The organism is Clostridium fessum, from assembly GCF_003024715.1.
Taxonomy (GTDB): domain Bacteria; phylum Bacillota; class Clostridia; order Lachnospirales; family Lachnospiraceae; genus Otoolea; species Otoolea fessa.
In genome coordinates this window covers 172169-194228 of the sequence record NZ_PYLO01000001.1, presented here as the reverse complement: position 1 = coordinate 194228, position 22060 = coordinate 172169, and the positions used below count along the sequence as shown (strand labels likewise).

The following is a 22060-nucleotide window of genomic DNA, read 5'->3' as shown; positions in this document are numbered from 1 at the left end:
GATACGGCTCATGAATAAATCATCTCATGCAAAACAATTTCTTCTGCCCGGTTATGAATGTTATTGCAACGCTGCACCCATTCCATTTGACAGGTACGCTTTAATTCCTCTGTCACGCCCTCAATAGCTTTCATCTGCTCCATGATGGTATCTAATCGTTCCTGTGCCTGTTCGTTCAGGTCTGCAAGATATGTCCATAACTCCCCAGTCAAGGTCAATGTGTTCAATCTGGCTGGGTGGGCTTCCCTTAAATATTCCCGGTGCATCCGTCCATACTTTCCGATGGGGCGGCGTTCTTCCGGCAGTTTCAAGTCTGGGATGTAGTAATCTCCGACAAGGATATAATCAATTCCGTTTTCCGTTATTCTTGGTTTCAATTCGCTCATGTTCCTTACCTCCTGTGGAAGCAGGCTCGTCTGGTACTAACTCAATCACATCGGTAATCTCACAATTCAGCGTTTCGCAGATACGGGCTAATGTGTCCATGCTGATGTGCTTTCCCTCTTTGCTCATGTTGGCAATCATATTCGTTGTCATACCGGCGGCAAGCCTTAAATCTTCTTTTCTCATATCACGCTCTAACAGTGTGTGCCAGAGTGGTTTATAGCTGATGTGCATATTGCTTTCCTGCCTTTCTATCCACACCGCCGGGGCGGCTGCCCCGTCAGGAGCTTTTCTCTTATTATAGCACCAATCTTGTGTAATCACAATTTATTCTTGTAGCCTGCCGCTGATACCGTCTGGATTGTGCTTTTCCTTTCTTTTTGTTCCCTTTAATTAGCCATGAACTGTTTTATGTCTTTTATGAGAAAATATTTGCTCGAAATGAGCCTTGAAAAGATTAAAATAGATTAAATTTTGATAGATTTTTCTTATTTATGGGAGCCGGAACCTCTTTCGATGGTTCCAAGCTCCGGTATTGGTTTTAAGTTGAAATGAATTTCCATTGTGACCGTTTCAGGAGTACGGCAGTAATTTTCTGTTCCGTCTTTCTCCTGCGGTTCTGAGATAACGATTTTACTGATCAGCCGGTTCAGAAGATTGGCATCCAGTTCTTTGATGTCCGCATACTCGCTAATATCGTCAATCCACTGCTGGGACTGTGCATCCAGTTTTTCTTCCGTATTCAGCACACTCTCATTCTGGAAAAGTTCCTTTTTGATATCTGTCTGCTCCTTCTGTGTCTTCTCCAGCATCTTATCAAAAACAGATTCTGTAATCTTGTCATTGATAAGGTCATCATACAGTTTTGCAATCAGCCGGTCTAACGTTTCCAGGCGGTCTTTCTGCTTTGATACCAGCTTCTCCAGACTTTCCCTGTGTCCCTGTGTATCTTCCTCGCATAACTCCTTTACCCGGTTTTCCAGTTCTGTTCCGTCTCCGGTAACTGCTTTTGCACATTCCTGGATTCTGGTAAGGACTGCATCATACAGGTCATCAGCGTCCACCCGGTGCTGGGTACAATGTGCTTTCCCCTTATGGATATAAGTGGAACAGGTATAAACTTCATGCTGGTCTTTGGTGTGCGTCTTCTTCAACGTCAACGCACCGCCACACTCTGCACAGCGGAGTAATCCGGCAAACATGCTGTATTCTCCCTGTTCTGTCTGGCGTTTCCTGCCTTTCATCTTTGCCTGTACCAGATCAAATACATCCTGCGGAATGATTGCTTCGTGGGTATCCCTGACTGTGATCCAGTCCTCCGGAGCTTTATCTCCCTGATTGCCAATCTTGAAACGGTAGTACCTTTTCTGGGAAGCCATGTCACCACAGTAAACGGGATTCATCAGCAGGGATTTCAGATAGGATTCATCCCATACATATTTCCCATTTTCCGGGTCTTTCTTTTCCCATTTTGTGTAATAGGTGCGGAGTCCCCGTTTCCGGTGCCACCATGACGGGCAGGGAATCTGCTGGCGTTCCAGTTCTCTGGATATAAAGTTAATCCCATGACCGTCCACCGCCCACTGGAAAATTTTCCGGACAATCGGTGCTGTCTCGTCGTCAATCAGGAGATGTCCCTTTTCCTCCGGGTCTTTCTGATATCCCAGTGGTGGAACAACACCTGTAAACTTTCCCTTGGTTGCCTGCAGGTGATAGGACGCATGGACTTTCTTGGAAATATCTCTGGAATACATCTCGTTCAGCACGTTCTTAAATGGGGCAATCTCATTGTCTCCGGCAAAGGTATCCACATTATCATATAATGCGATATACCTTACTCCATGCTTTGGGAAAAACTCCTCCATCAGAAATCCTGTCTGTACATGGTTTCGTCCCAGTCGGCTCTGGTCTTTGGTAATTACAAGATTCACCAGTCCTTTTTCACAGGCTTTGAGAAGTCTCTGCAAATCAGGTCGGTCTGTGTTCAATCCTGTATAACCATCGTCCTGAAACACATCCACCACCTGCCAGCCCTGTGACTGACAGTAATTCACCAGTATGTCTCTCTGGTTGGAGATGCTGGCACTCTCTCCGGTCAATTCGTCATCTTTGGAAAGTCGGCAGTATACACCAACTCTCCAGGTTGCATTTCTTTCTATATTGTTACTCATATATCTGTTGTTCATCTGATACCTCCGTTACTTTGCACATCCTACGCAGATTTCAGATTACTGAACTCATAATCATTATACTGCTTATCTTTCATTATTGCAAGTTTATCTTTTGTTTTCGTGTCACGTATTTTCTGTGCGATCACCTCTGCAAACACTTCTTTTGCGTCCTGATCACCGTCAAAATATACTCTGATGTTGATAATTTTCTTCTTCACTGCCATTGTAAAACCTCCATTTTTTGCAAAAAAAGAGCAGCTAATCCATTTTTACAGATTAACTGCCCAGACTGTTGGTTACATATATTAAAATTTTTGTATTAACATTTCAGAAATTGGGGATATAATAAAGACAGGGATAAATCCCTGTCAGATGAACTGCATATTTTAATTTTCCCATTGAAAACAAGAGGAATGTGTGGTACATTTGTTATAGGAAAAGCACCCACTCCAAAGTGGATGCCGCCTGAGTTGACTAAATGGTCTTACGACCACCGCCTATCCTGTTGGCAGACAGGATAGGCATTTTTATTTCCTCTTGTTCTTCCGATCAAGAAAGGCAATAATCGCAATTAACAGGCTACCAAAAGCGATCAGTAAACTGAGTACGCCTAAGAATATTGAGATAATCTCATAAGCTGTCATATCACGCACCTCCTTTCTTTCATCTCAGAACCCCGAAAGGCTCCGGTCTGTAAATATCAGGAGGCAGCCACACCCTGTCACAGGTGCTTCCCCGTAACATTGCTGTTACCGGATAATCATACCATTATATCCGCCATATTACAATTCATTTTTGTTCCAGATTCACAGCAATCCTTATTCTGTATGGATACCTGCTATTTCCGTTTGATTGCCTTGCACCGGCAGACGGCAGACGGCAGATAGGGTATCTATAAAGCCTGCCGTTCACTCCAAAATTCTGCCGTCACCCATTCTCCCTTGTTTTTTTAATCGAATGGTATTTTCCTGCTTTTCATTCATCCGATAATCCAGTTCTTCTTTCATCCGGCTTCTGGCTTCTCGCATGGTTCTCTGGGAGATTCCCTGTGCTTTTGCCTTTTCATCCAGTTCCCGGATTGTGACTGCATTTCCGTCTGCAAGCAGTTCATAGATCAGTTTCGTTCCCCGTTGCAGTTTTGTTTCTGTCGGCTTTCCTTCCTTTCCGTCCAGAAGATCATCTGCGGAAATCTCATAAGCTCCCACCCAGCGGAATCCTTCTTCATCTCCAAGTTTAAATGCCATCGTCTCACCTGGAGGTGCAAGAGAACTTTTCTCATGGATCAGTACTCTTGTTGTCGGGTCTTTCTTTACTTTCCCGATAAAAAGCAGGCTTCTCACCGCCGCCATGATATCAATAGAACCAAGTCCCCGGTAAGTACTCTGTGTCCCTGAAGATTTATTCAGATGTCCGATCAGCACAATCGCACAACCGGTCTTTTCAGCGATCATTCCCAGTTTCCGGAATACCGGACGGACTTCATTTGCCCGGTTCATATCCACATCGGCACCGATAAAAGCCTGTACCGGATCAATGATTAAAAGTCTGACCTGATTCTGACGGATTGCTTTTTCAATACGGTCATCGGATAACGTCAATGCTTCCTCTGTATCATCAATGACCATCACCCGACTCAGGTCTGCTCCTGCTTCCACCAGCCTCGGCTTAATCGTATCTCCCATACCGTCTTCTGCAGTCTGATAGATCACATTAAAAGGTTCAATCTCTTCCATGTTCGGGAAAGTCTTACGGTTCGTGCAGGCTGCGGTCAGCATCATGGCAAAATAAGTTTTTCCCTCTCCTGGATTGCCCTGAATAATCGTCAGTTTTCCAAATGGCAGATAGGGAAACCACAGCCATTCTACACTGGTCTGTTCAATGTCTTCATAACACAACATCGGCACCAGTTCTTCCTTCTCCGGTACTTTCATTGTAACTGTTTCAATGATTGATTTCTTCCTGTCTGCATTTTTATCACAGAGGATTTCATTCCAGTCCTTTCGGGACGGTTTCAGACGGATGACACTGTATCCGTCCGGGATTTCTATTGCCAATTTCTCACTGGCTTCATTCCCTGCATGGTCATTATCCAGGCACAGGAAAACCGAAGTAATCTGAGGGCGTTCAGAAAGAAAAGCCATCAGTGCCGCACTGGAAATGCCACCCAGACTCAGGTAGCTCCGCTTTTTCCAGTCTTTGGGAAATAATTGGATAAAAGAAAGCAGATCAATGGCTGCTTCAAACACAAACAACTGATTATCCGTCCCTCTGTGACAGAATCCGTAAGATTTATCAGATTCAGCCACATCTCCCCGGTATTTTGTTTCACCAGTTCCCCTGCAATGGGCATATCTTGGAATACCGTCTGCATCTCTGCCAACAAACACCACATTATGGTGCTTCTTTTCTTCATAAATATCCCCACTGCCGATCCATTCCTCCACCATATTCTTTTCAATCCCTCTGTTTTCTGTCAGATATCTGATGATTCTATCATTATTTTCCTCTTTCTCTGGTAATCGGAAGTCAGGGGACGGGGCGGGGCAGGTACTGTTCCTGCCTTCGCCTTCCTCCCCGGTTAGCATCTTGACAGCTTCCGGAAATGTGGCATTGTAAAATTCCATCACAAAATCCACCGGATAGCCACCCCTCCCCTGACTGTGCCTGTACCACCGGTTTCCGGATACCGTTACACTGTCATGCTTTTTCCAACGGTATTCCTTTCCGCTTTTCCCTAGTTGTTCTCCCTGTGCGCTCAGAAAAGAAACAAGATCTGTCTGATTTGCTCTTATAATTTGTTCTTCTGTATACTGCATTTTGCTCATCCTTTCCCGTCTGTCCTGCTGACAGACTGTTATAAACTCATGTCATAGTTTCGCTTTTTCTTCACTGCCTGTTGTTTTGCATCACGCTCTGCACACTCTTTCTTTTTTTCATCCAGTTTTCTCAGAAGAGAGGTCTTCTTTTCTGGATTCTGCTCCGACTGGTTCAACGGCTGTTGCTCTGCTTTCCCGTTTTCTTCAAGAATCTCTTTCGCCTGAACTGTGTAAAATGTCGGGAACTTCACCTGCTTCTCCCTTTTTTCTTCTGAACGCCCGGAAGTATCTGCTTCTGCCATTTCCCGGTCACGTCTGGCAATATCCGCACAGCTCTGTACCTTTTTCACAAAAGTTAGTTCCTCCTGGTACGGCTGATTATCTGCTTTCAGCTCTTCGATCCCCGCCTGAAGTTCTTCTTTCTCCCGTTTCCATCTGGCAGTTGGCACTTTTCCATTTTTATCCAGATGTTGTTTCAGTTCCCGTTCACATTTGCGGTAATAATTGATTTCTTTTTTATGCTGCTGATAATATCTCTCCCGTCTTTTCTGAAAATAGAAATGGTTATACTCATCAATCAATGGCTGATTTGTTTTTATTACCTCTGCCATCTTTTCCAGATTCTCAAGTTCCTTTAACTGTTTCCGCTTTTCAGAAATTTCTTTTTTACTGACAGAAACAACACCGTTCAGTTCCTCAATCCGTTCCTGCAAGTCATCCATCGTTTCTATCTGATGTGTCTGAAGATAACTGATGGATTTTGCAAACTCCTGTAAATTGGAGAGATTCTTACCTCTCTGTTTCATCTCCGCATAAAAATTGGGAAGTGGTGGTCTGCCCTGTGTCTTTTTATCATAATAATCCTGCAGGCTTTCCAGCAGTGTCGGGTTCTGCCTGCGATCCAGCTCTGCTTTCATTTCCTCATAAGCTGTCTTCATCCACTGAATGGATTCTTTCAGAGAAATAAACATCTGGTTAAACTGCCGGATTGCCCGGTTCAATTCTCCGATCACCGTTTTGATTCCCTTTTTCTCCATTGCCCGGACTTCATATCCCTCATGGATGGTCGGGATCAGGTCAATCCCCTGTTCTTTGTAGGAACGGTGGTCGATTCTGGATGCCATGTGGCACTCCCTGAATTTCCCATTTACTTTCTCTGTCCATGCCCGCCGCCATTCTTTTAAAAGCTCCGGATCATTCCATCCGGTAGTAGAAACAGCATTGAACATATCTTTTCCTTTGGCATCCTTCACCCGGTTTCCATCCTCATCAAGAATATATTCCCTTCTCTGCTTATTGCCCCAGATTCCTTCCTCTGTAAAAGGACGGATTGGGACAAGCACATGGAAATGGGGATTATCCGGTTCTTCTTCATTTTCCGCTTTTCCCTCATGGACTGCCAGATCCACGATCATGCCACGTGCCACAAACTGCTCCTGGCAGAACTCTTTTGCCAGTCTGATATTTTCCTCAAGTGTCAATTCATTCTGCAGTGCAATGTCAAACGAATAGGCAAGCTGTGCCTTGTTGTTCCGTTCCACATGCTCCACCTCGTTCCAGAGTGTTTCCCTGTCAGTCAGACGCTCTGGCACATACTCCGGTGTCAGGATTTCTGTAAATATCACACCTGACTTGCTCGTATAATCGTGTATCTTGTTGTAATAACTGTCAAAAATCCTCTGCCCGGAAATATAGGCTGCGGAAGCGACCACCATCTGCCCTTTCCCTCTGGATACATTCCTTACTGAAAAATGATACAGTGCCATTAACTGTCATCTCCCTTCTCTGTCTTTTTTACTGCTTCTGCAATCTGCTGTTGATCTTTGTGTAAGGCGGCTATATGAGCCTGCCGCACAATACTCTTGTTGTAACTGCTGTTCTGCAGTTGATTCATCATGTCCTGGACGTCTTCCTGTTCCAGATCTCTGGACAGCGGAAATACTTTCTCAAACTCTGCCCCTTTGACAATCAGCCGGTGGGAACGTTCCCTGCGTTCTACCAGCTTCTTCCGCTGCTCCAGAATGTTTTTGTGGTGAATTGCTGCCTCCAGTTCCTGTCTGCTCTTTTCCATGTTGGCCTTCAGTTCCTCCAATGACATGGATTCATACTTTGGATTTTTTGCTCTGCTCATTTTCTTGTACTCCTTCTTTTTTCTGTAAACAAAAAGAACCGGCTTATTCATGAATGCCGATTCCTGGGTATAAAAAACTGAGGTCGTTGTCCTGTGATTAGGAAATGCTGACCTCAGCGTTTTTGAAATATTTAATTGTTGCTCCTTGGAATGAAAGTCTTTGTCACCATTGTCGTATAAATTTAAACTCACATCCCATATCAGGATTTCTTTAATTCTTCCATATACAGTTCAGCTATATATGCCGGACCAGTGCACCACAGCTTTGTCTTCTCATCATACAGTGCTTTTCCTGTCTTTGAACACAAAAAATCTGTCAATACCTCGTTTCTGTCCTTGCCTGTCTCTTCTGCGATTTCATCTGTCACCATAGTGATCAGAAGGTCGATTGTATAATTCATTTTTTCCTTTGGAATTGTTACTTCAGCCATATCTTCTCACCTTTCACAAATTTCAGACACTCAATAGCTGCCTCAGTTTTAAAGCAGTATTGATCTTTCAATTTATTCGGCAGCAACTGTCTGATACAGAAATCGTCTGCTACTTTATCACCTGCAGTCCCAAAAGCACCCGCAAGATAAGCGGTAAGAGTAGCGTTTGTTGCATCATCCGCAATCTTTCCTGCAATGATATCATATTTTGCCATTTCACGTTCAACCTCAATAAACATTTTTTTCTTTCGGTGAGCGGCGATACAATGTAACCAGTCCACATCTGCATTTTCAAAAATATGCGTTTCAAGATTTTCTGAAAGTTTGAATTCAAAAGTTGAAATATATCCAAACTTCTGCCCCTCTTCAATTGTTCCGGTTGCGATGGCTTTGGCTATTGAGGTTCTCAGAAAACTTTCTTCCTGTTCCTTTGATGTGGTTAAATAAAATCCCTGTCCAAAATCTTTTCTCTTTGCACATTTGGCAAGATCTGGCTCTTTTACTTCACAATAACTTCCATGATAGAGAACAAATCCATCTTTTAACTCAAGCACTAATCTCTATCCCCTTTCTTTGCAAAAATTCAGTAATATCTTCAAGCACAGCTTCATCGCCTTCACAATGAAAAATCCCATAGCATTTTTCTATATATCCAAGAACATCGGCTTCTTTAAACAAGTGGATAATCTGTTCAACAGGTAAATGCCACTCTTCTGAAGCAAGCCGGATTAGTCTTGTTTGCATAAAAGTAATCTCTGTTTTCTCACTCATTATGAATCCTCCTCATTTTCTTAGTCAGTAAAACCGGAATTGTTGATTACCAAGGCATATTTCCAAATCGACTAATAAAAGTTACTGTTAGTCCGGTTTTATCAATCATTGCAAGTTTTACGATTGCGCCTGTACTGTTTGCTTTCCTCCGTCGACATTCAAATCTGTTGCCGTGGCACCTGGATCAGCGCAGTTCACCTCTTATGTCTTGGAGTCCTTTTGCATACTTCCAAAAGAACCCAGTCCGCTTGAAACATTTACGATAATAGTTTTATTTTTTCTCTCATTGTCATACAATGCACCTACTTCCCCAGAATTTATTTTACCACGTATTCTTCTGTTCGTCTGTCACCTGCATCGTATCTGCATTTACCAGATAAAAATCTACCAATTCGGTCTCGTAATTGCCATCCGGATATACTTTTTCTAACACCAGTTCTTCGCAGGAATTACCATCTGCATCTGTCTTGGAACCATTATCGTACAGACAGTATCTCACATTTACCGTATTACCGTTCTTTGTTTCCTGCGTTTCGCTGACGACAGCATAGACTTCTCCCTTTGCATTCGCCGTGTAACTGAACGCCATATTTTGAAGTGTATTCTGCTCCTGAAGGTAATTATAAACTGCCAGCATTGCATTTTGAATTGTCAGACCATCATGCTGCCCTTCTGTCTCGTAATCTTCTATGGTATTTCCACTCTGAATATCCTCTGAATCTGTTGAATTCTCTGTATCCAAATCCGGTAATTCTGTAGTATCCTCTTCTTGATTATCTTCTTCATCTATTGTATCCGAAGACCACCACAGACCATCCATACTCTGCATAACAAATGGATTATTGGTTCTGTATCTCCGTTCACCACCATAATCTTCCTGCACAGTTATATACGTATATTTGCTGTCACAACCAGTCACCGTTTCTGTTCCATCCATTCCGAACACTACACTCAGACCACTCATTCCAATAATCAAAAGTGCAAATATCGCAGCAGCTCCATAGACAATTATCAATGCCACTTTGTTTTTACCGAATTGTATGGATAATGCCTGGCAATTGTGTCTGTATAAACTCACGATCCCCCAGATCAAAAGAACCGCCAGACTGATTGTAATAACAGTAATCGATATTTCTGCGAAACGATATCTCACTTCATATCCCATATCACGTTTTATACCATACCACAATCCATAGAAGAAGGTACTATACGCAAGAACCAAAGTAATGATACTGATCCGTATCGGATGCTCTTTTTTATCCGGCACTGCCTTCTTCAGTGCCTCTGCCATCTGCGCTGCCGCTCTCTGCTCTATCCACATAGCAAGCTCTGCTTTTGACGGATATGTGCATTTAGTATCCGGAATCCCTGCGTAACACATCTGGCTCTCTTGAATCCCTGTCGCATCTCCTGCTGCCATTGCTGTAACCACTTTCAGGTAATAATACAACTTCAACTGTGCTGGATTGAATTTATCTATACGAATATCTGCCAGCTCCTGTGCAGCCCGTTCATAATTGTTAAGGAGTACACTCATCCGTGCCATAACCAAAAGCATCTGATTCGCTACAGCAGGGTAACGGTGATATTGCTTCTCATATAAATACCGTGCATACTCATGTCGTTCTTCCGGTGTTAACCGATAGGACTTCTTTCTATTCTGTGCCAGCATCGCAATTCGCAGACCATAAGCCAATTCCAAAATTGCAATCAGCTGGCAGATAAATGCACCAAATCCCCAGATATCCGTTGTATACCGCACATAGGTCACCAACACAATGCCTAGCATTGCCGGAATCACGATCAACCATTTTGTCCAACCTGATCTTCTCATAAAAATCTCCTGAATTGTTTTTCTGAATATAGTATATTACCGCACACACCAATCGACCATATACATATTGTGACGATGCTGTTACTTACCATAACAGTTGCTGTTTCTAAGGTCATCTATTTATAGCCTGAGAAATAACTGGTTTCCCATCTCTGTCCAACAATGGAGTCAGTCCACCTGAATACCCACATGCATGATATAAATAATTCACACCAGTTTCCTTATCCACCCATATCTCAGTAGTAGTTAATGCTCCCTGAGAATATATTTTTTCAAATCTCTCTTCTTTCGCCATTTTCAATTTCCTCCCATAATCAATTTTTCGGTTTTATAAAAAATGTTTCTCTGTTACTTTCTCGATTGTATCATGACATACAGTTCCATCTTCGGCAATCGTCGATTTTCTGATAAATCTCGAATGATGCTTTAATACTCCATAAGCATACCAGTCATGGTTGCAAAATACTTTGCAGAACTCTGCATAGCCATGTTCCTTACAGGTATCGAAATACAGACACCTGCTGATTTCATAAGTAAATCCACTATCATCATCCTGCAAAATTTCTGTCTCCCAACATACCTTTTTTTCGCCCTCCAGATCATCTACCAGAGACTGTCTCACAATCTTATAGCCATTCGGCAATAAATCGACATGCTTTTTTCTCTTTTTCCGTTACCATATTTTCTCCCAACTTGCACACTAAGTCATAATTTTCCAAACACTAAAACTTGAATTTCTATTTCTGCTGCCATGCCATTACATAGTCTTTTTCTCCAGTAGCTTCATCCAAACCGCTATACTGAATCTCAAATCCTTCTCTTTGATAAAAGGATATTGCCCGTGTATTTTTTTGATATACATTTAAGATTAATTTGTTTCTTTTTCCCTTTACATAGTTTAGCAAAATTTTACCTATACCTTGAGATTGCATTTCGGCAGAAACAAAAATACCTTCAATGTATTCGTTACTTAACCCTATAAAACCCTGTATTTCCTGTTTATCCTCGTAAACATAGACAGTTGCCTGTAATAGAAGTTCTTTTACTAACTCAAAATTACTTTTCCAATATTGAGCAGAGATAAAATAATGTGTCTTTATATTTGTATCTAACCATATTTCTGCAACTTTATTTATATCCACTTTCCGTAATTCTCTAATCATAACGGTGATGCTCCTCAAACTCCGATTTTCTCAATTTTTCAAACTGGAATTTACGAACTACAATATCTTTTCGAGAAAAAGATGGTTTTTGTGTGCAATTACATCTCCAACTTTTTTAGAAGCACTAGCAATTATTTCAAATCCATTTTTTTGATACAAAGATAGCGCAGGAATATTTTGACTTCCTGTATCCAAACGTAGTGCCCTACAACTATTTTTTTGTGCTAATTCTGTAGCGAATTTTATTAGTGATGATGCAATTCCTTTACCAGACATACTCGGACGTACCATTAAAAGGTGAATTACCATTACCTCATCTTCAGATAATTTTTCTTTCCAAGGAATAGTTGCATATTCTATTGGTTGAACTTTATCAATAATGATACTTCCAACAATTGTTCCGTTTTCTTCATATACAAACAAAGCACCAGCATAAATAGCCCGTTCTGCATCATCTTTCGTTGGATAAACCCCTTTCTTAAATACAGTAAAGGCTGTATGATTCAGTTCATACTGGAAATGCTCATTGTAAGTATCTTCAATCGAATTAACATCTTTTAGTATTGCTTTTCTAATCATAAAATCTCTCCACAAATTTTGATTTCACACTTTCTTTCCCCTTATATGTCTATATCTGAAATATTCAGTCACAAACTTTATCAGGGATAGGCATCTGTGCCGCAAGGGGATCTTCCCCTTGTACGAAATCTCTGATTTCGCTGTATTTCCCGGTTTGAGATTTCTTGAAATCGGGAACAGCACCGCAGGTCGCACGATACAGGCAGATGGAATTGCCTGTATAGAAGTGCGCTCTTAGCGTTGCTAAGAGATTTATGCCGTATCCGGCGTGTTATCTTTTTTCAATTTCTTTTTTCGACTTCTGAAGCATTCTTCCAGTTTTAATAATTTGACATGTCTGCTCTTGTTACTCATCATCTGTAGATTCCAGCATCTCATCAACGGTGCAGTCCAGCTTCTTGCAGATCTTCTCAATCGTCTCCATTGATACATACTGGTTTTTTCCCATCCTGGCAAGAATATTTCCACTGATCCCGGTGAGGTACTGCATCTCTATCCGCTTCATATTTTTATCTATGAGCATTTTCCATAATCTGTTATAACTTACGCCCATAAGCAACCTCCATATTTTTCATCTGAACATATTTTGATTATATCACGATTTCGTTAGGTTGAATACCTGTAATTTTTGATGTCTTCTGTAAAATGGAAAAGAGGATGCCCCGACAAAGGGCAACCTCTCCAACCATTTACTTCGGTTTAGTCGAATGGAACCTCACCTTCCGGTGCTTCCATAAATCCGTCCTTATCTGTTTTCGGTGTTTCCGATGAATCAGCTCCAACACCATTATCCTTGTTCTGGGCAAATTCATGTTCTTCCACGATCACATCTGTAGTATAAATTGTTTTCCCGTCCTTGTCCTTATAATTGCCAGTGCTGATACGACCGCCAATCACAATCCTCATTCCCTTGTGAAGATATTTCTGTGCAAACTCTGCACTCTTTCCGAATGTGACACAGGAAATAAAATCCGCTTCCTGTTCACCGTCACGTTTATATCTTCTGTTTACCGCCAGTGTATATCTTGCTACTGCCATATCATTATCTTTTCCGGCATATTTGATCTCCGGATTCTTTGTCAGTCTTCCCATTAAAACCACTTTATTCATAATCGTTACTGTCCTTTCCGCAGCTACGCTGCCATTGCATATTCTTCATCATCTGTTTCATCGTCCGGCATAAACATTGCACATGCTTCCGGTGGATTGGTATCATCCGGTGAAAATATTTTCCGGATCATTTCATACATGATCGGATACCGATATGCGATTTCTTCTCTTGCAAGGAATCTGCATACCCTGTAAAGATTCTTTTTCATTTCTTCATCTGTTGTAAGCATGGCAACCAGATGGATTCTCTCCCTTGTATAAATCAGATTCGGGCATCCAAACCAGTTAATCAACTGCATTTCTTTCATTTTCAGTTCTGTCATAAACTGCTCCTTTCCGGGCATTTTGCCCTGTAAACATTGTCATCAGTTTCATTCGTCCGGCGGTCTGGCGTGCGTTTCCCTGTCACCTGCAGCCGTCTCAGACTGCCTCTGCCTGCATCAGCAGGTCACTGACCATAAGGCTTCGGTCAGCCGCCCATCATCGGGAGTGTCATTATAATTTCGCTCGCTCTCAGAAAAAGAAAGGTCATGGCATAACTCCTGTTAGGCTTCCAGGGTGCACTTATCGGTTGTCAAGGTTCATCGAAGGAACATTCCAAAACGTCCTCTGATTACTAGAGTCAAATGACTTCGCAAGATGCAAAAGATTCGTGATATTTTTTTGCATTTTTATCATTTTTTCTTTTACTTTTGTTAGTCCCTTCACATACTCTGTACTGAGACAGGCAAAAGCGGACATCTTTGGGGTAAAATTTTTAAAATAATTGTTCCTCTACCTATAAAGCCTGGGAAGCGGTATTTACCAACCCCCTTTTGCAAGTTTTTTTCGCATAAATGAAATATTCCCTCACTAATAGCAAGTTTCAGAGGGCATTTGGACGGTACTTTTGCAGAAAAAATTATTTTTCCACTAATCACACGTGGGAATTTGAAGAATGTCAGATAATTTTGAAAAAATCCAAAAAAGAAGCACCGACCGTTATAGTCAGTGCTTGTAAGATATTATATTCGTTTTTCTCAGGAAAGATCATCCCAGTTTTTATATGTTCCATTGTACAGACCTGTAAGTTGTTTTATTGTAAGATTTTCCAGTGGATTTTCTTCATTTATCACAATAGCTATAGCATCTTTTCCAATGACTTTTGTTTCCAGAAGCTCTGCTTCATAATCCTTTAATTCTCTGGATGACATTGCGAAATCACACTCTCCACTTATCACCGCCGTAATCCCTCTTGAAGAATCTGTTGCTTTTACTTCTATTTCAGCATTTGGATTTTGTTTCTGATAGTCATCTGCCAGTGCTTTTACCATTGGTTCCATTGAAGTGGATCCTTCAATCAGAATCTTTCCTTCTGACTTGTCAGAAAGGAATGTTGTTGTACTGTCAGCCTGAATACAATATTGTTTCACAATATCCTGTCCTTTACTCTTTACATAAGTCAGGAAATCCTGTTCCACATCTGTCAGTTCTCCATTATAAGCCAGATAATAATCCCTGCAAAGAGGATAACTGTTATTGTCTATTGTTTTCTCAGAAGGAAGAACTCCGTTGATTTGAAGTATTTTTCCATTCGTATCTGTTGCGGAACTATATGCGACATAACCAACTGCGTTTTTATCTTCTTCCACCTTTTTCAGAACTTTCTCTGTAGAATCAACAACTATTCCTGTATCACTCTCAGGCAGTTTCAAAAGATTCTCAAATTCTGCTCTGGTTCCTGACCCTTCTTCTCGTGATACAGCTGTGACAGCTCCCATAGCAGACAGATCCGGCAATGGCTCTTCCTCGGTTCCACATGCTGTTATTCCCGTTGCCAGCATTATCATTATCAGCAGAAGTGCAGATTTTCGGATGTTTTTTTTCTTTACCATTTTATACTGCACCTCTTTCCATCATTGATTTTCCCGTCTCTTCATCAAGGTTTATAAAAGCCACATTATCACAGGCTTCTTCTGCAATGCTGACACAATTATCTGCCATACGGTCAAAATTATACATGATCCCAGAAAAATATCTTGTCATAGACGCATCACAAACCTCATTTTTTACACGGTTTAAATGTGCCTTACTGTATTTTTTCTCTGCTTTATGCATTTTTTTCTTATTTTCAAAAACTGTTTCAGCCACTACAGCATCACCCTTACGGATTGCCTCCATTGCTTTCTTTAAAAGCTGCTGGATAATATCAATGCAGTCTTCCATTTCTGAGGAGGCTTCACTGGTCAGTCTTTTTCCATTGTTATTTACTTTTTCACATATCTGGTCAATATCTTCACATCTGTCTGCAATCCTCTGAATACTATTGTTTACATACAGTAACCCTGCCGTCTGCTCAGACTGTTGTTCTGTAAGGTTTCCGCTTGCGAATAATCTGGTAATATATTCTGTCACACTGTCCTGTAACTGATGTACAATCTCCAGATTTTCTATAAACGAACCATGAGTTTTTGAGTCTCCATCTGCTACAATCGCCGTTTTTAAATCACTTAACAGAGATTCTGCCAGTTCTCCAAGTCGGTTCAGTTCCTTAGATACCAGAACCATAGCAGCCGCCGGCTGTTCAATCACTTTCATATCCAGATATTTGGGTTCAAAAGCTGCTTTCTCTGTTTTGTCATTTCCACGGATGATTGTTGTAACAATTTTTACCATCAGCGGAATCAGTGGCAGCCAGACCAGTGTACAGACGATATTAAACGTTGTATGTGCATTTGCAATCTGTCTTGAAATCACATCAATCTCATTTCCCTTTGGTGAAATAAACTGGACAAATTTTGCAAACCACGGAACCAGGAAAATAAAAACGCAGCTTCCACTGATATTAAAAATACTATGCGCAATTGCTGTACGTTTTGCATTTTTAGATTGTCCAATTGATGCAAGAAGTGCTGTGATCGTTGTACCTATATTATCTCCAAGAAGAATCGGAATCGCACCGGTAAGCCCTATTACACTGCTTACTCCGTCCGGTCCTGCCTGTGATGCAAAATTCTGCAGAACTGCAATCGTAGCTGAACTACTCTGCACAACCAATGTCATGACCGCTCCCAGTACAACACCAAGAACCGGAATGGATGAAACTTTTCCCATCAGATCAACAAAGACCGGACTTCCCGCCAAAGGTTTCATGACTTCACCCATGATTTCAATTCCTTCAAATAAAAGTCCGAATGAAAAAATTACCATACCGATATTTTTAACCTTTTCTTTTTTGCTAACAAAGTTCAGAATAAATCCAACAAAGATAATTGGATAAATATAATTGCTGATTTTAAATGCCATCAGCTGTGCCGTCATAGTGGTTCCTATGTTGGCACCAAAGATAACAGAAATTGCCTGCGGAAGACTCATAAGTCCCGCACTGACAAAACCGATAACCATAACTGTCGTCGCTGAACTGCTCTGCAATACAGCTGTTACAAGTGCTCCGGCAAGTGCTCCCATAATTGGATTTCTTGTAAGAAATCCAAGGATTTTTTTCATTCGTTCTCCTGCGGCTTTCTGAAGTGCATCACTCATGCTGTTCATTCCATAAAGGAACAAGGCAAGGCCACCGATCAGACCAAAAACCACTTTCACATTCTCGTTCATTTCTCTTTCCTCTCCTGTTATTATATAAGATCTACATTTTCCTATACAATTATAGAAGACAGAAATCAAATCTATGTGAGTGCTTGTGTAAAATAGGTGTAAAAATCAATGGAAATCTTTATAATGTTATAATTGACTTATTCATTTTTCACCTGCTGACATATAGTTTTCATTACGATTTATTATTCAGTCTACGTAATACCAACATCGCCTCATTCCTTACATTTTTGAACGTTCTGTCCGGTCTTCCAAGAAAATATCCTTGTCCGTAATGAACACCTAATCTACACAGACACTCCAACTCTGCTTCTGTTTCTATCCCTTCTGCAATCAGAATTGCTCCTGTCTCATTACAGTAATGCAACAGAAATTCCATCATAATTTCCTTTTTCTTATGTTTTTGAATATCTCTGACCAGTTCTATATCAACTTTTAAGTAGTTTGGCGATGTATTTACTACACGGTTCAGACCAGAATATCCAGCTCCAACATCATCCAAAGCTATTTCATATCCCTGATCTGCATAATGCTTCATAATCTGTTGCAGAATCTGATAGTTTTCTATATCCGACCGTTCCGTTATTTCAAATACAATGTCACAGGACGGTACTCCGGCTTTCGCAGCCTTACGGTTTGTAAATCCCTGTATGAACGATTTATCCTGAATGATATTACCATCTACATTAAGAAATAATTTTGCATGTTCTGGTTTATTCGCCGCTGCCTTCAATGCTTTATTTCTGCACAATTTTTCCAATTTCCAAACACAGCCTACCTGTTCAGCAATCACAAACAAATCTGAAATCATAAGAGTCGTATCATGCCTGTCGATACGACTAAGAGCTTCATATCCTGCCACATCTCCAGTCTGTAAATTTACAATCGGCTGAAATACCGGATATATAGCCTTTCTTTCTAATATTTTATAAAATTCATCTGCATTTTTTACTTTCATTATTTCTTCTCTGCCTCTGTGAATACATTTTCTGTAACCCTATCAACCCACTATATGATATCATCACTTTTTCATCCTTCAATCAGATTTAAGTAAAATCATAGTAAATTTTCACCATTGTTCAGCCAGACCAATTCTTATATAACACAAAGCAAATACGTACTACCACCTGTTTTTTATTATGAAAACTATATTAAATGAGGCTCTTACTGTCTATACAATAAAAGCCTCGTTATATATAGTCTATGTTCTGATTATTCAGATCTTACTGTCTTTTTCACACACCAGTCTTTCATAATCCAGAAATCCCCGGATATACATTTCTTTTGCCACAATTCCCTCCATTGCATTTTTCGCTGAAATAATCCTGTCCAGTGTCTGCCACATCTCCTGTCCGCCATCTCTGAGGACCGGTTCCAGTATTTCTATGTAATGATGAATTTCTGCTTCCAGAGTGAACATCTCCGGGTCAGATTCAAGAAATCTTTCCAGCTCCCGCTGGTATTCTTCATAATAACTTTCAATCAGTTCTCTTCTCATATCTAGAATCCCCCTTATACATAAATCAGTTCCTGCTTGATGATCTCAGCAGCCCGGTTGCGGATATTGTTACAGTGGCATAGCCATTCCATAGGATTCTGTCTCTTCAGTTCCTCGGAAACTCCCTCCGCACTTCGCATCTGAGTTTCGATCAATTCAAAGCGTTCCTGTGCCTGTTCATTCAGATCTGCCAAATAACTGTCCAGCCTGGCGGTCAGAAGAAGATATGTATAAGTTCCAGATTTATGTTCTTTCAGATATTCCTTCCGAAGCATTCCCCATAAGCCAATCGGTCTGGTTTCCTCCGGGTAGTAAAGATTCGGTAAATAATAGTCTCCCACTTTTGTGTATTCGATTTTCATGGTGTCTCCTTTCGCTTTGCATGAAATTGTCATGTTATCTGCGTAGGATGTGCATTTTCTCTTTAAAATCTTTTCACATAGAAGACATTAAGTGCTTAATTCCCTGTGACTTGCTTGCCGGGTTGTCCGCCCCGTATCCCTCCAAAAGATTGACGCCGCCCCATACGCAAAGCGCGCCGCCGAGGCCCACAACGATGGTCTGCAAAGTATCAACTGCACTATTGAAAAATTCCATAAAGTTACCTCCATAAATTCAGATTGTGATGGTGTTTGGGTACAAAAAAGCCGCCGTTCACAGCGGCAGCCTCACAATCCGCTGACGGCCCGGAGTTACTGGCCGTCCCGCCATTTCAGCACAGCCAGCGAAAAAATTTCGCCCCATGCTTCACACAATTCACGGTTTACTTCCGCCTCCATCTGTTTCAAACCGGCGTCGTCAGGCAGTTCAAAATCGTGTTCGATCATCCACCGCAATGCAACGGCAGCGGAGATCATGCCACGGAAAACAGCCTGCTCCTGCTTGAAATAATCCGCAAATGTCCATTCGTCCGAGTGTCCCATCGGTCACGCTCCTTTCTCTATGGCCGCTTTATTCTGCGGCAAAATCTTCCTCCGACAGCTCAATGTCGTAGAGGTCAAAGGGTTCGTCCTCCGTTATCACGCGCCGCTTTTTCCGGCGCAGGGACGACAGGTAGCTGTCCACATCAAAGGTGTTCTTTTTGTCGGCGTCCGAGAGGTATTGATAGCGGGGGTGGCGGGTGATGTCGTATTTCTCACTGAAAAACGGCCTTACGCCGCGCACCTGCAAAATACACTTGCCTCCGTCCATCGTTGCAATTTCGTCTTGGCTCATCAGCTCCTTTCCGAGTTTTTGGTAGTTCAGTCCGTGGGAGGTCTGCGCGCCCCGGTTCTCGCTCTGGTTGTAGCTGTCAATAGTTTCCTTGCCCAGCACCTCCGCGATCTCCTTGGCGTTCTTGCCCCTGCCACTCAGGAACAGCGTACAGTCGCAGTTGTCGGAAATGATTTCCGCCGCGTCCTTGTAAATGGCCTTTAGCTGCGACTGGCTCTGCAAAATAATAGAAGCCGAGATTTCCCGGCTTCGGATAGTGGCGATCAGCTTGTCAAAGTTTGGAATCTGGCCGATGTTGGCGAACTCGTCCAGAATCAGCCGCACATGGACGGGCAGCCGCCCACCGTATTTGTCATCGGCCCGGTCACACAAAAGGTTTATGAGCTGGCTTTGCACCATTGCCAGAATGAAATTAAAGGTCGTGTCCGTGTCCGACATAATCAGGAACAGAGCTGTTTTTTTATCCCCGATGGTGTCAAGTTCCAGTTCGTCGTCCTCCATCAGCTCCCGCACCTCCCGGATGTCAAAGGGCGCTAATCTGGCTCCGCAGCTTATCAAAATGGAGCTGCGGGTCTTGCCCGCCGACAGCAGGAATTTACGGTACTGGCGCACCGCAAAGTGTTCCGGGTCTTTTTCTTCCAGCCGTTCAAACATCTGGTCTACCGGGGATTGAAATTCCGGGTCGTCCTCGCGGGCTTCGCTGGCATTTATCATTTCAAGCAGCGTCGTGAAATTCATTTCATCGTCCGGCGCTTCGTACCAGATATAGCCAATGAGGGCCGAATACAAAAGCCGTTCCGATTTTATCCAAAAATCTTCCGCGCTCTTTTCGCCCTCGCCCTTGGTGTTACAGATCAGCGTGTTTACCAGCTTCAAAATGTCCTTTTCCGAATGGATGTAGCGAAACGGGTTGTAACGCATACTCTTGGAAAAGTTAATGGTATTCAGCACTTTTACCCGGTAGCCGCACCGCACAAGGAGCTGGCCCAACTCGCCGATCAGACTTCCTTTCGGGTCAGTAATCACGAATGAGGTCGGGTAGTCCTTGGACACGCACTGCATGAGGTTGGGTTTCACAAAAAATCTCGTCTTGCCGCTGCCGGAACCGCCGATCACCAGCACATTTTTGTTCCGGGCGGTCTTGGGGTCTTTGGGCCGGTTGTTCATGGTGAGGCGTTCCGTCTGGGTCAGGAGGATGTTGTTGTCAAACACCGGGTCGATGTACGGGGCTATATCTTTGGGGCCTCCCCAACGGGCGCTGCCGTACTCGACGCCCCGGCGGTATTTCTTGGCGTTCTTGCTCTTGCAGTACACTATCAGCCGCAATGCCACCGCACCGGCCACGCCCACCGCCAGATCGAACAGGTGGAAGCTGGGGGCGGCGCTTTCAAAGGCAAGGGAAAAGCCGTCCGCAAGGTGCAGCAGCTTTTCCGACAAGTCCGCCCCAGCCGCCAGCCGGTAGGTCTGTCCCAGCTTGCCGAACAGGTACACAAACAGCAGATAGGGCAGGTTGGCGATTATCAGCTTTTTCATTTCCGGCTTCATCGTGACAGCCCCCTTTCCTTGATTTTCTCCTTGGCCTGCTGGCTGCTTCTGGCCGCTGCCTTTTCTTTCAGGACGGCAAGGGTTTTTCGGATGGAGGGGCGTTCCTGCTGTTGGAGCTTCTTGGCTGTAAACTCCTTAAACGCCTGTTCCAGATTGTCCGCCTGCTTGGATTTGAAGATCACGATATACCGGGGCGGATGGGTAGTGCGGTCTTTCCGCAGGGTAAAATCAATGTCGTATTTCTTGGCGCAGGGCTTAAACAGGCCAATGTTGGCGTCGGTGATCTCAATGTTGGACAGGGCGGAACCGTCCTTTTTGAGCTGCCGTAAGCTCTGCTGGCCGTGATGGGCCTTACCCGTCCCTTTCTGCCGGGCGGACAGATATTTTCGGATGGCCGCTTGCAGCACTTGGGCGGTGAGCTTGCCCGTCTTAACCGCTAACGCTATGGTTTTCTGGTCTACTTCTTCCTGCAACTGCTATCCCTCCTTTGGAAAGTCAGCAGGCAGGCGGATGGCTTAAATCCGCACCCGCAGGCCGGAGAGGTCGTTGGCATGGATTCCCACCAGATACCAGTTCTCGGCCATTTCAATGCGGGTCGGCCTCCATCTGCCGCCCACCATCACATCAAAAGTTTCTCCGCAGTGCAGGCCGCCGTAATAGTCCGCAAGGTCAAAGCGGATGTCGTAGCGGTCTGTCTGCTCGTCAAAAATCAAAGCACCCTGTTTCATAGGGCCGTCCTCCTTTCTCGTCGTCACAAGCTCCATATCGCTTGTTTCCACGCAAGCGTGAAAAGCTCGCTCATTTCGCTGTTCCTCCTCTCCCCA

29 protein-coding genes are annotated in these 22060 nt (G+C 42.9%); all 29 read right to left on the bottom strand.

The features are described 5' to 3' along the window. Nucleotides 1-8: 8 nt before the first annotated feature. The 29 genes from C7U56_RS00920 to C7U56_RS00785 all read right to left on the bottom strand — a co-directional run bounded on the left by C7U56_RS00920 (nucleotide 9) and on the right by C7U56_RS00785 (nucleotide 21964). A complete protein-coding gene (locus C7U56_RS00920; RefSeq protein WP_106999790.1) occupies nucleotides 9-386 on the bottom strand; it encodes a TnpV protein in 378 nt (125 codons plus the stop codon). Beyond that, nucleotides 346-708, bottom strand: coding sequence for a helix-turn-helix domain-containing protein (locus C7U56_RS00915; protein WP_338108837.1), 363 nt, complete (start codon nucleotides 706-708; stop codon nucleotides 346-348). The genes C7U56_RS00920 and C7U56_RS00915 overlap by 41 nt, the downstream gene beginning before the upstream one ends. 164 nt (nucleotides 709-872) lie before the next feature. After that, the gene (locus tag C7U56_RS00910) at nucleotides 873-2570 is read right to left on the bottom strand and encodes a recombinase family protein (protein ID WP_015521926.1); all 1698 of its coding nucleotides are present in this window, start codon (nucleotides 2568-2570) and stop codon (nucleotides 873-875) included. 26 nt (nucleotides 2571-2596) lie between these two features. Then, a complete protein-coding gene (locus C7U56_RS00905; protein WP_015521925.1) occupies nucleotides 2597-2779 on the bottom strand; it encodes a hypothetical protein in 183 nt (60 codons plus the stop codon). A 303-nt stretch (nucleotides 2780-3082) separates the two neighbouring features. Then, a complete protein-coding gene (locus C7U56_RS15800; protein ID WP_015543458.1) occupies nucleotides 3083-3199 on the bottom strand; it encodes a putative holin-like toxin in 117 nt (38 codons plus the stop codon). Between the two features lie 264 nt (nucleotides 3200-3463). Next, nucleotides 3464-5371, bottom strand: coding sequence for an AAA family ATPase (locus C7U56_RS00900; protein ID WP_023843669.1), 1908 nt, complete (start codon nucleotides 5369-5371; stop codon nucleotides 3464-3466). A 38-nt stretch (nucleotides 5372-5409) separates the two neighbouring features. Further along, nucleotides 5410-7137 carry a MobQ family relaxase gene (gene mobQ / locus C7U56_RS00895; RefSeq protein WP_003864580.1) on the bottom strand — a complete coding sequence of 576 codons (1728 nt, stop codon included), beginning with the start codon at nucleotides 7135-7137 and terminating at the stop codon, nucleotides 5410-5412. Beyond that, entirely contained in the window at nucleotides 7137-7502 is a 366-nt protein-coding gene (locus C7U56_RS00890) for a DUF3847 domain-containing protein (protein WP_015543456.1), read from the bottom strand. The genes mobQ and C7U56_RS00890 overlap by 1 nt, the downstream gene beginning before the upstream one ends. Nucleotides 7503-7702: 200 nt before the next feature. Then, nucleotides 7703-7933, bottom strand: coding sequence for a hypothetical protein (locus tag C7U56_RS00885; RefSeq protein ID WP_003864582.1), 231 nt, complete (start codon nucleotides 7931-7933; stop codon nucleotides 7703-7705). After that, the gene (locus tag C7U56_RS00880; RefSeq protein ID WP_003864583.1) at nucleotides 7921-8487 is read right to left on the bottom strand and encodes a DUF3990 domain-containing protein; all 567 of its coding nucleotides are present in this window, start codon (nucleotides 8485-8487) and stop codon (nucleotides 7921-7923) included. The genes C7U56_RS00885 and C7U56_RS00880 overlap by 13 nt, the downstream gene beginning before the upstream one ends. Continuing rightward, nucleotides 8480-8704 carry a DUF3791 domain-containing protein gene (locus C7U56_RS00875; protein WP_003864584.1) on the bottom strand — a complete coding sequence of 75 codons (225 nt, stop codon included), beginning with the start codon at nucleotides 8702-8704 and terminating at the stop codon, nucleotides 8480-8482. The genes C7U56_RS00880 and C7U56_RS00875 overlap by 8 nt, the downstream gene beginning before the upstream one ends. 322 nt (nucleotides 8705-9026) lie before the next feature. Further along, nucleotides 9027-10538, bottom strand: a complete 1512-nt coding sequence (locus C7U56_RS00870) for a hypothetical protein (RefSeq protein WP_003864585.1) — start codon at nucleotides 10536-10538, stop codon at nucleotides 9027-9029. A gap of 112 nt (nucleotides 10539-10650) precedes the next feature. Further along, nucleotides 10651-10833, bottom strand: a complete 183-nt coding sequence (locus C7U56_RS00865) for a DUF6440 family protein (RefSeq protein WP_003864586.1) — start codon at nucleotides 10831-10833, stop codon at nucleotides 10651-10653. 33 nt (nucleotides 10834-10866) lie between these two features. Next, nucleotides 10867-11181 carry an L-2-amino-thiazoline-4-carboxylic acid hydrolase gene (locus C7U56_RS00860; RefSeq protein WP_040466130.1) on the bottom strand — a complete coding sequence of 105 codons (315 nt, stop codon included), beginning with the start codon at nucleotides 11179-11181 and terminating at the stop codon, nucleotides 10867-10869. Nucleotides 11182-11275: 94 nt separating this feature from the next. Further along, complete coding sequence (locus C7U56_RS00855) at nucleotides 11276-11701, bottom strand: N-acetyltransferase (RefSeq protein ID WP_003864588.1); 426 nt, start codon at nucleotides 11699-11701, stop codon at nucleotides 11276-11278. A gap of 57 nt (nucleotides 11702-11758) precedes the next feature. Further along, on the bottom strand, nucleotides 11759-12280 hold the full coding sequence (locus C7U56_RS00850) for a GNAT family N-acetyltransferase (RefSeq protein WP_003864592.1): 522 nt from the start codon (nucleotides 12278-12280) through the stop codon (nucleotides 11759-11761). Nucleotides 12281-12626: 346 nt separating this feature from the next. Beyond that, entirely contained in the window at nucleotides 12627-12833 is a 207-nt protein-coding gene (locus C7U56_RS00845; protein WP_106999789.1) for a helix-turn-helix domain-containing protein, read from the bottom strand. A gap of 146 nt (nucleotides 12834-12979) precedes the next feature. Continuing rightward, nucleotides 12980-13390: a single-stranded DNA-binding protein gene (locus C7U56_RS00840; protein WP_003864594.1), complete on the bottom strand. Its 411-nt coding sequence runs from the start codon at nucleotides 13388-13390 to the stop codon at nucleotides 12980-12982. Between the two features lie 23 nt (nucleotides 13391-13413). Then, complete coding sequence (locus C7U56_RS00835) at nucleotides 13414-13713, bottom strand: hypothetical protein (RefSeq protein ID WP_015543455.1); 300 nt, start codon at nucleotides 13711-13713, stop codon at nucleotides 13414-13416. 696 nt (nucleotides 13714-14409) lie between these two features. After that, nucleotides 14410-15264, bottom strand: coding sequence for a substrate-binding domain-containing protein (locus tag C7U56_RS00830; RefSeq protein WP_015543454.1), 855 nt, complete (start codon nucleotides 15262-15264; stop codon nucleotides 14410-14412). A gap of 1 nt (nucleotide 15265) precedes the next feature. Then, on the bottom strand, nucleotides 15266-16984 hold the full coding sequence (locus tag C7U56_RS00825) for a Na/Pi cotransporter family protein (protein ID WP_003864599.1): 1719 nt from the start codon (nucleotides 16982-16984) through the stop codon (nucleotides 15266-15268). A 172-nt stretch (nucleotides 16985-17156) separates the two neighbouring features. After that, a complete protein-coding gene (locus C7U56_RS00820) occupies nucleotides 17157-17939 on the bottom strand; it encodes an EAL domain-containing protein (RefSeq protein WP_003864600.1) in 783 nt (260 codons plus the stop codon). A gap of 258 nt (nucleotides 17940-18197) precedes the next feature. Continuing rightward, the gene (locus C7U56_RS00815) at nucleotides 18198-18479 is read right to left on the bottom strand and encodes a hypothetical protein (protein WP_003864601.1); all 282 of its coding nucleotides are present in this window, start codon (nucleotides 18477-18479) and stop codon (nucleotides 18198-18200) included. Between the two features lie 14 nt (nucleotides 18480-18493). Next, the gene (locus C7U56_RS00810) at nucleotides 18494-18841 is read right to left on the bottom strand and encodes a TnpV protein (protein WP_015543451.1); all 348 of its coding nucleotides are present in this window, start codon (nucleotides 18839-18841) and stop codon (nucleotides 18494-18496) included. A gap of 73 nt (nucleotides 18842-18914) precedes the next feature. Continuing rightward, nucleotides 18915-19076, bottom strand: coding sequence for a Maff2 family mobile element protein (locus C7U56_RS00805; protein ID WP_106999788.1), 162 nt, complete (start codon nucleotides 19074-19076; stop codon nucleotides 18915-18917). Between the two features lie 95 nt (nucleotides 19077-19171). Continuing rightward, nucleotides 19172-19402: an antitoxin gene (locus C7U56_RS00800; protein ID WP_106999787.1), complete on the bottom strand. Its 231-nt coding sequence runs from the start codon at nucleotides 19400-19402 to the stop codon at nucleotides 19172-19174. A gap of 28 nt (nucleotides 19403-19430) precedes the next feature. Beyond that, nucleotides 19431-21236 carry a VirD4-like conjugal transfer protein, CD1115 family gene (locus C7U56_RS00795; RefSeq protein ID WP_106999786.1) on the bottom strand — a complete coding sequence of 602 codons (1806 nt, stop codon included), beginning with the start codon at nucleotides 21234-21236 and terminating at the stop codon, nucleotides 19431-19433. Beyond that, nucleotides 21233-21709 carry a PcfB family protein gene (locus C7U56_RS00790; protein ID WP_055200123.1) on the bottom strand — a complete coding sequence of 159 codons (477 nt, stop codon included), beginning with the start codon at nucleotides 21707-21709 and terminating at the stop codon, nucleotides 21233-21235. Before C7U56_RS00790 ends, C7U56_RS00795 begins: the two co-directional genes overlap by 4 nt. Nucleotides 21710-21751: 42 nt before the next feature. Beyond that, nucleotides 21752-21964 carry a DUF5348 domain-containing protein gene (locus tag C7U56_RS00785; protein WP_106999785.1) on the bottom strand — a complete coding sequence of 71 codons (213 nt, stop codon included), beginning with the start codon at nucleotides 21962-21964 and terminating at the stop codon, nucleotides 21752-21754. Between the last annotated feature and the right edge of the window lie 96 nt (nucleotides 21965-22060).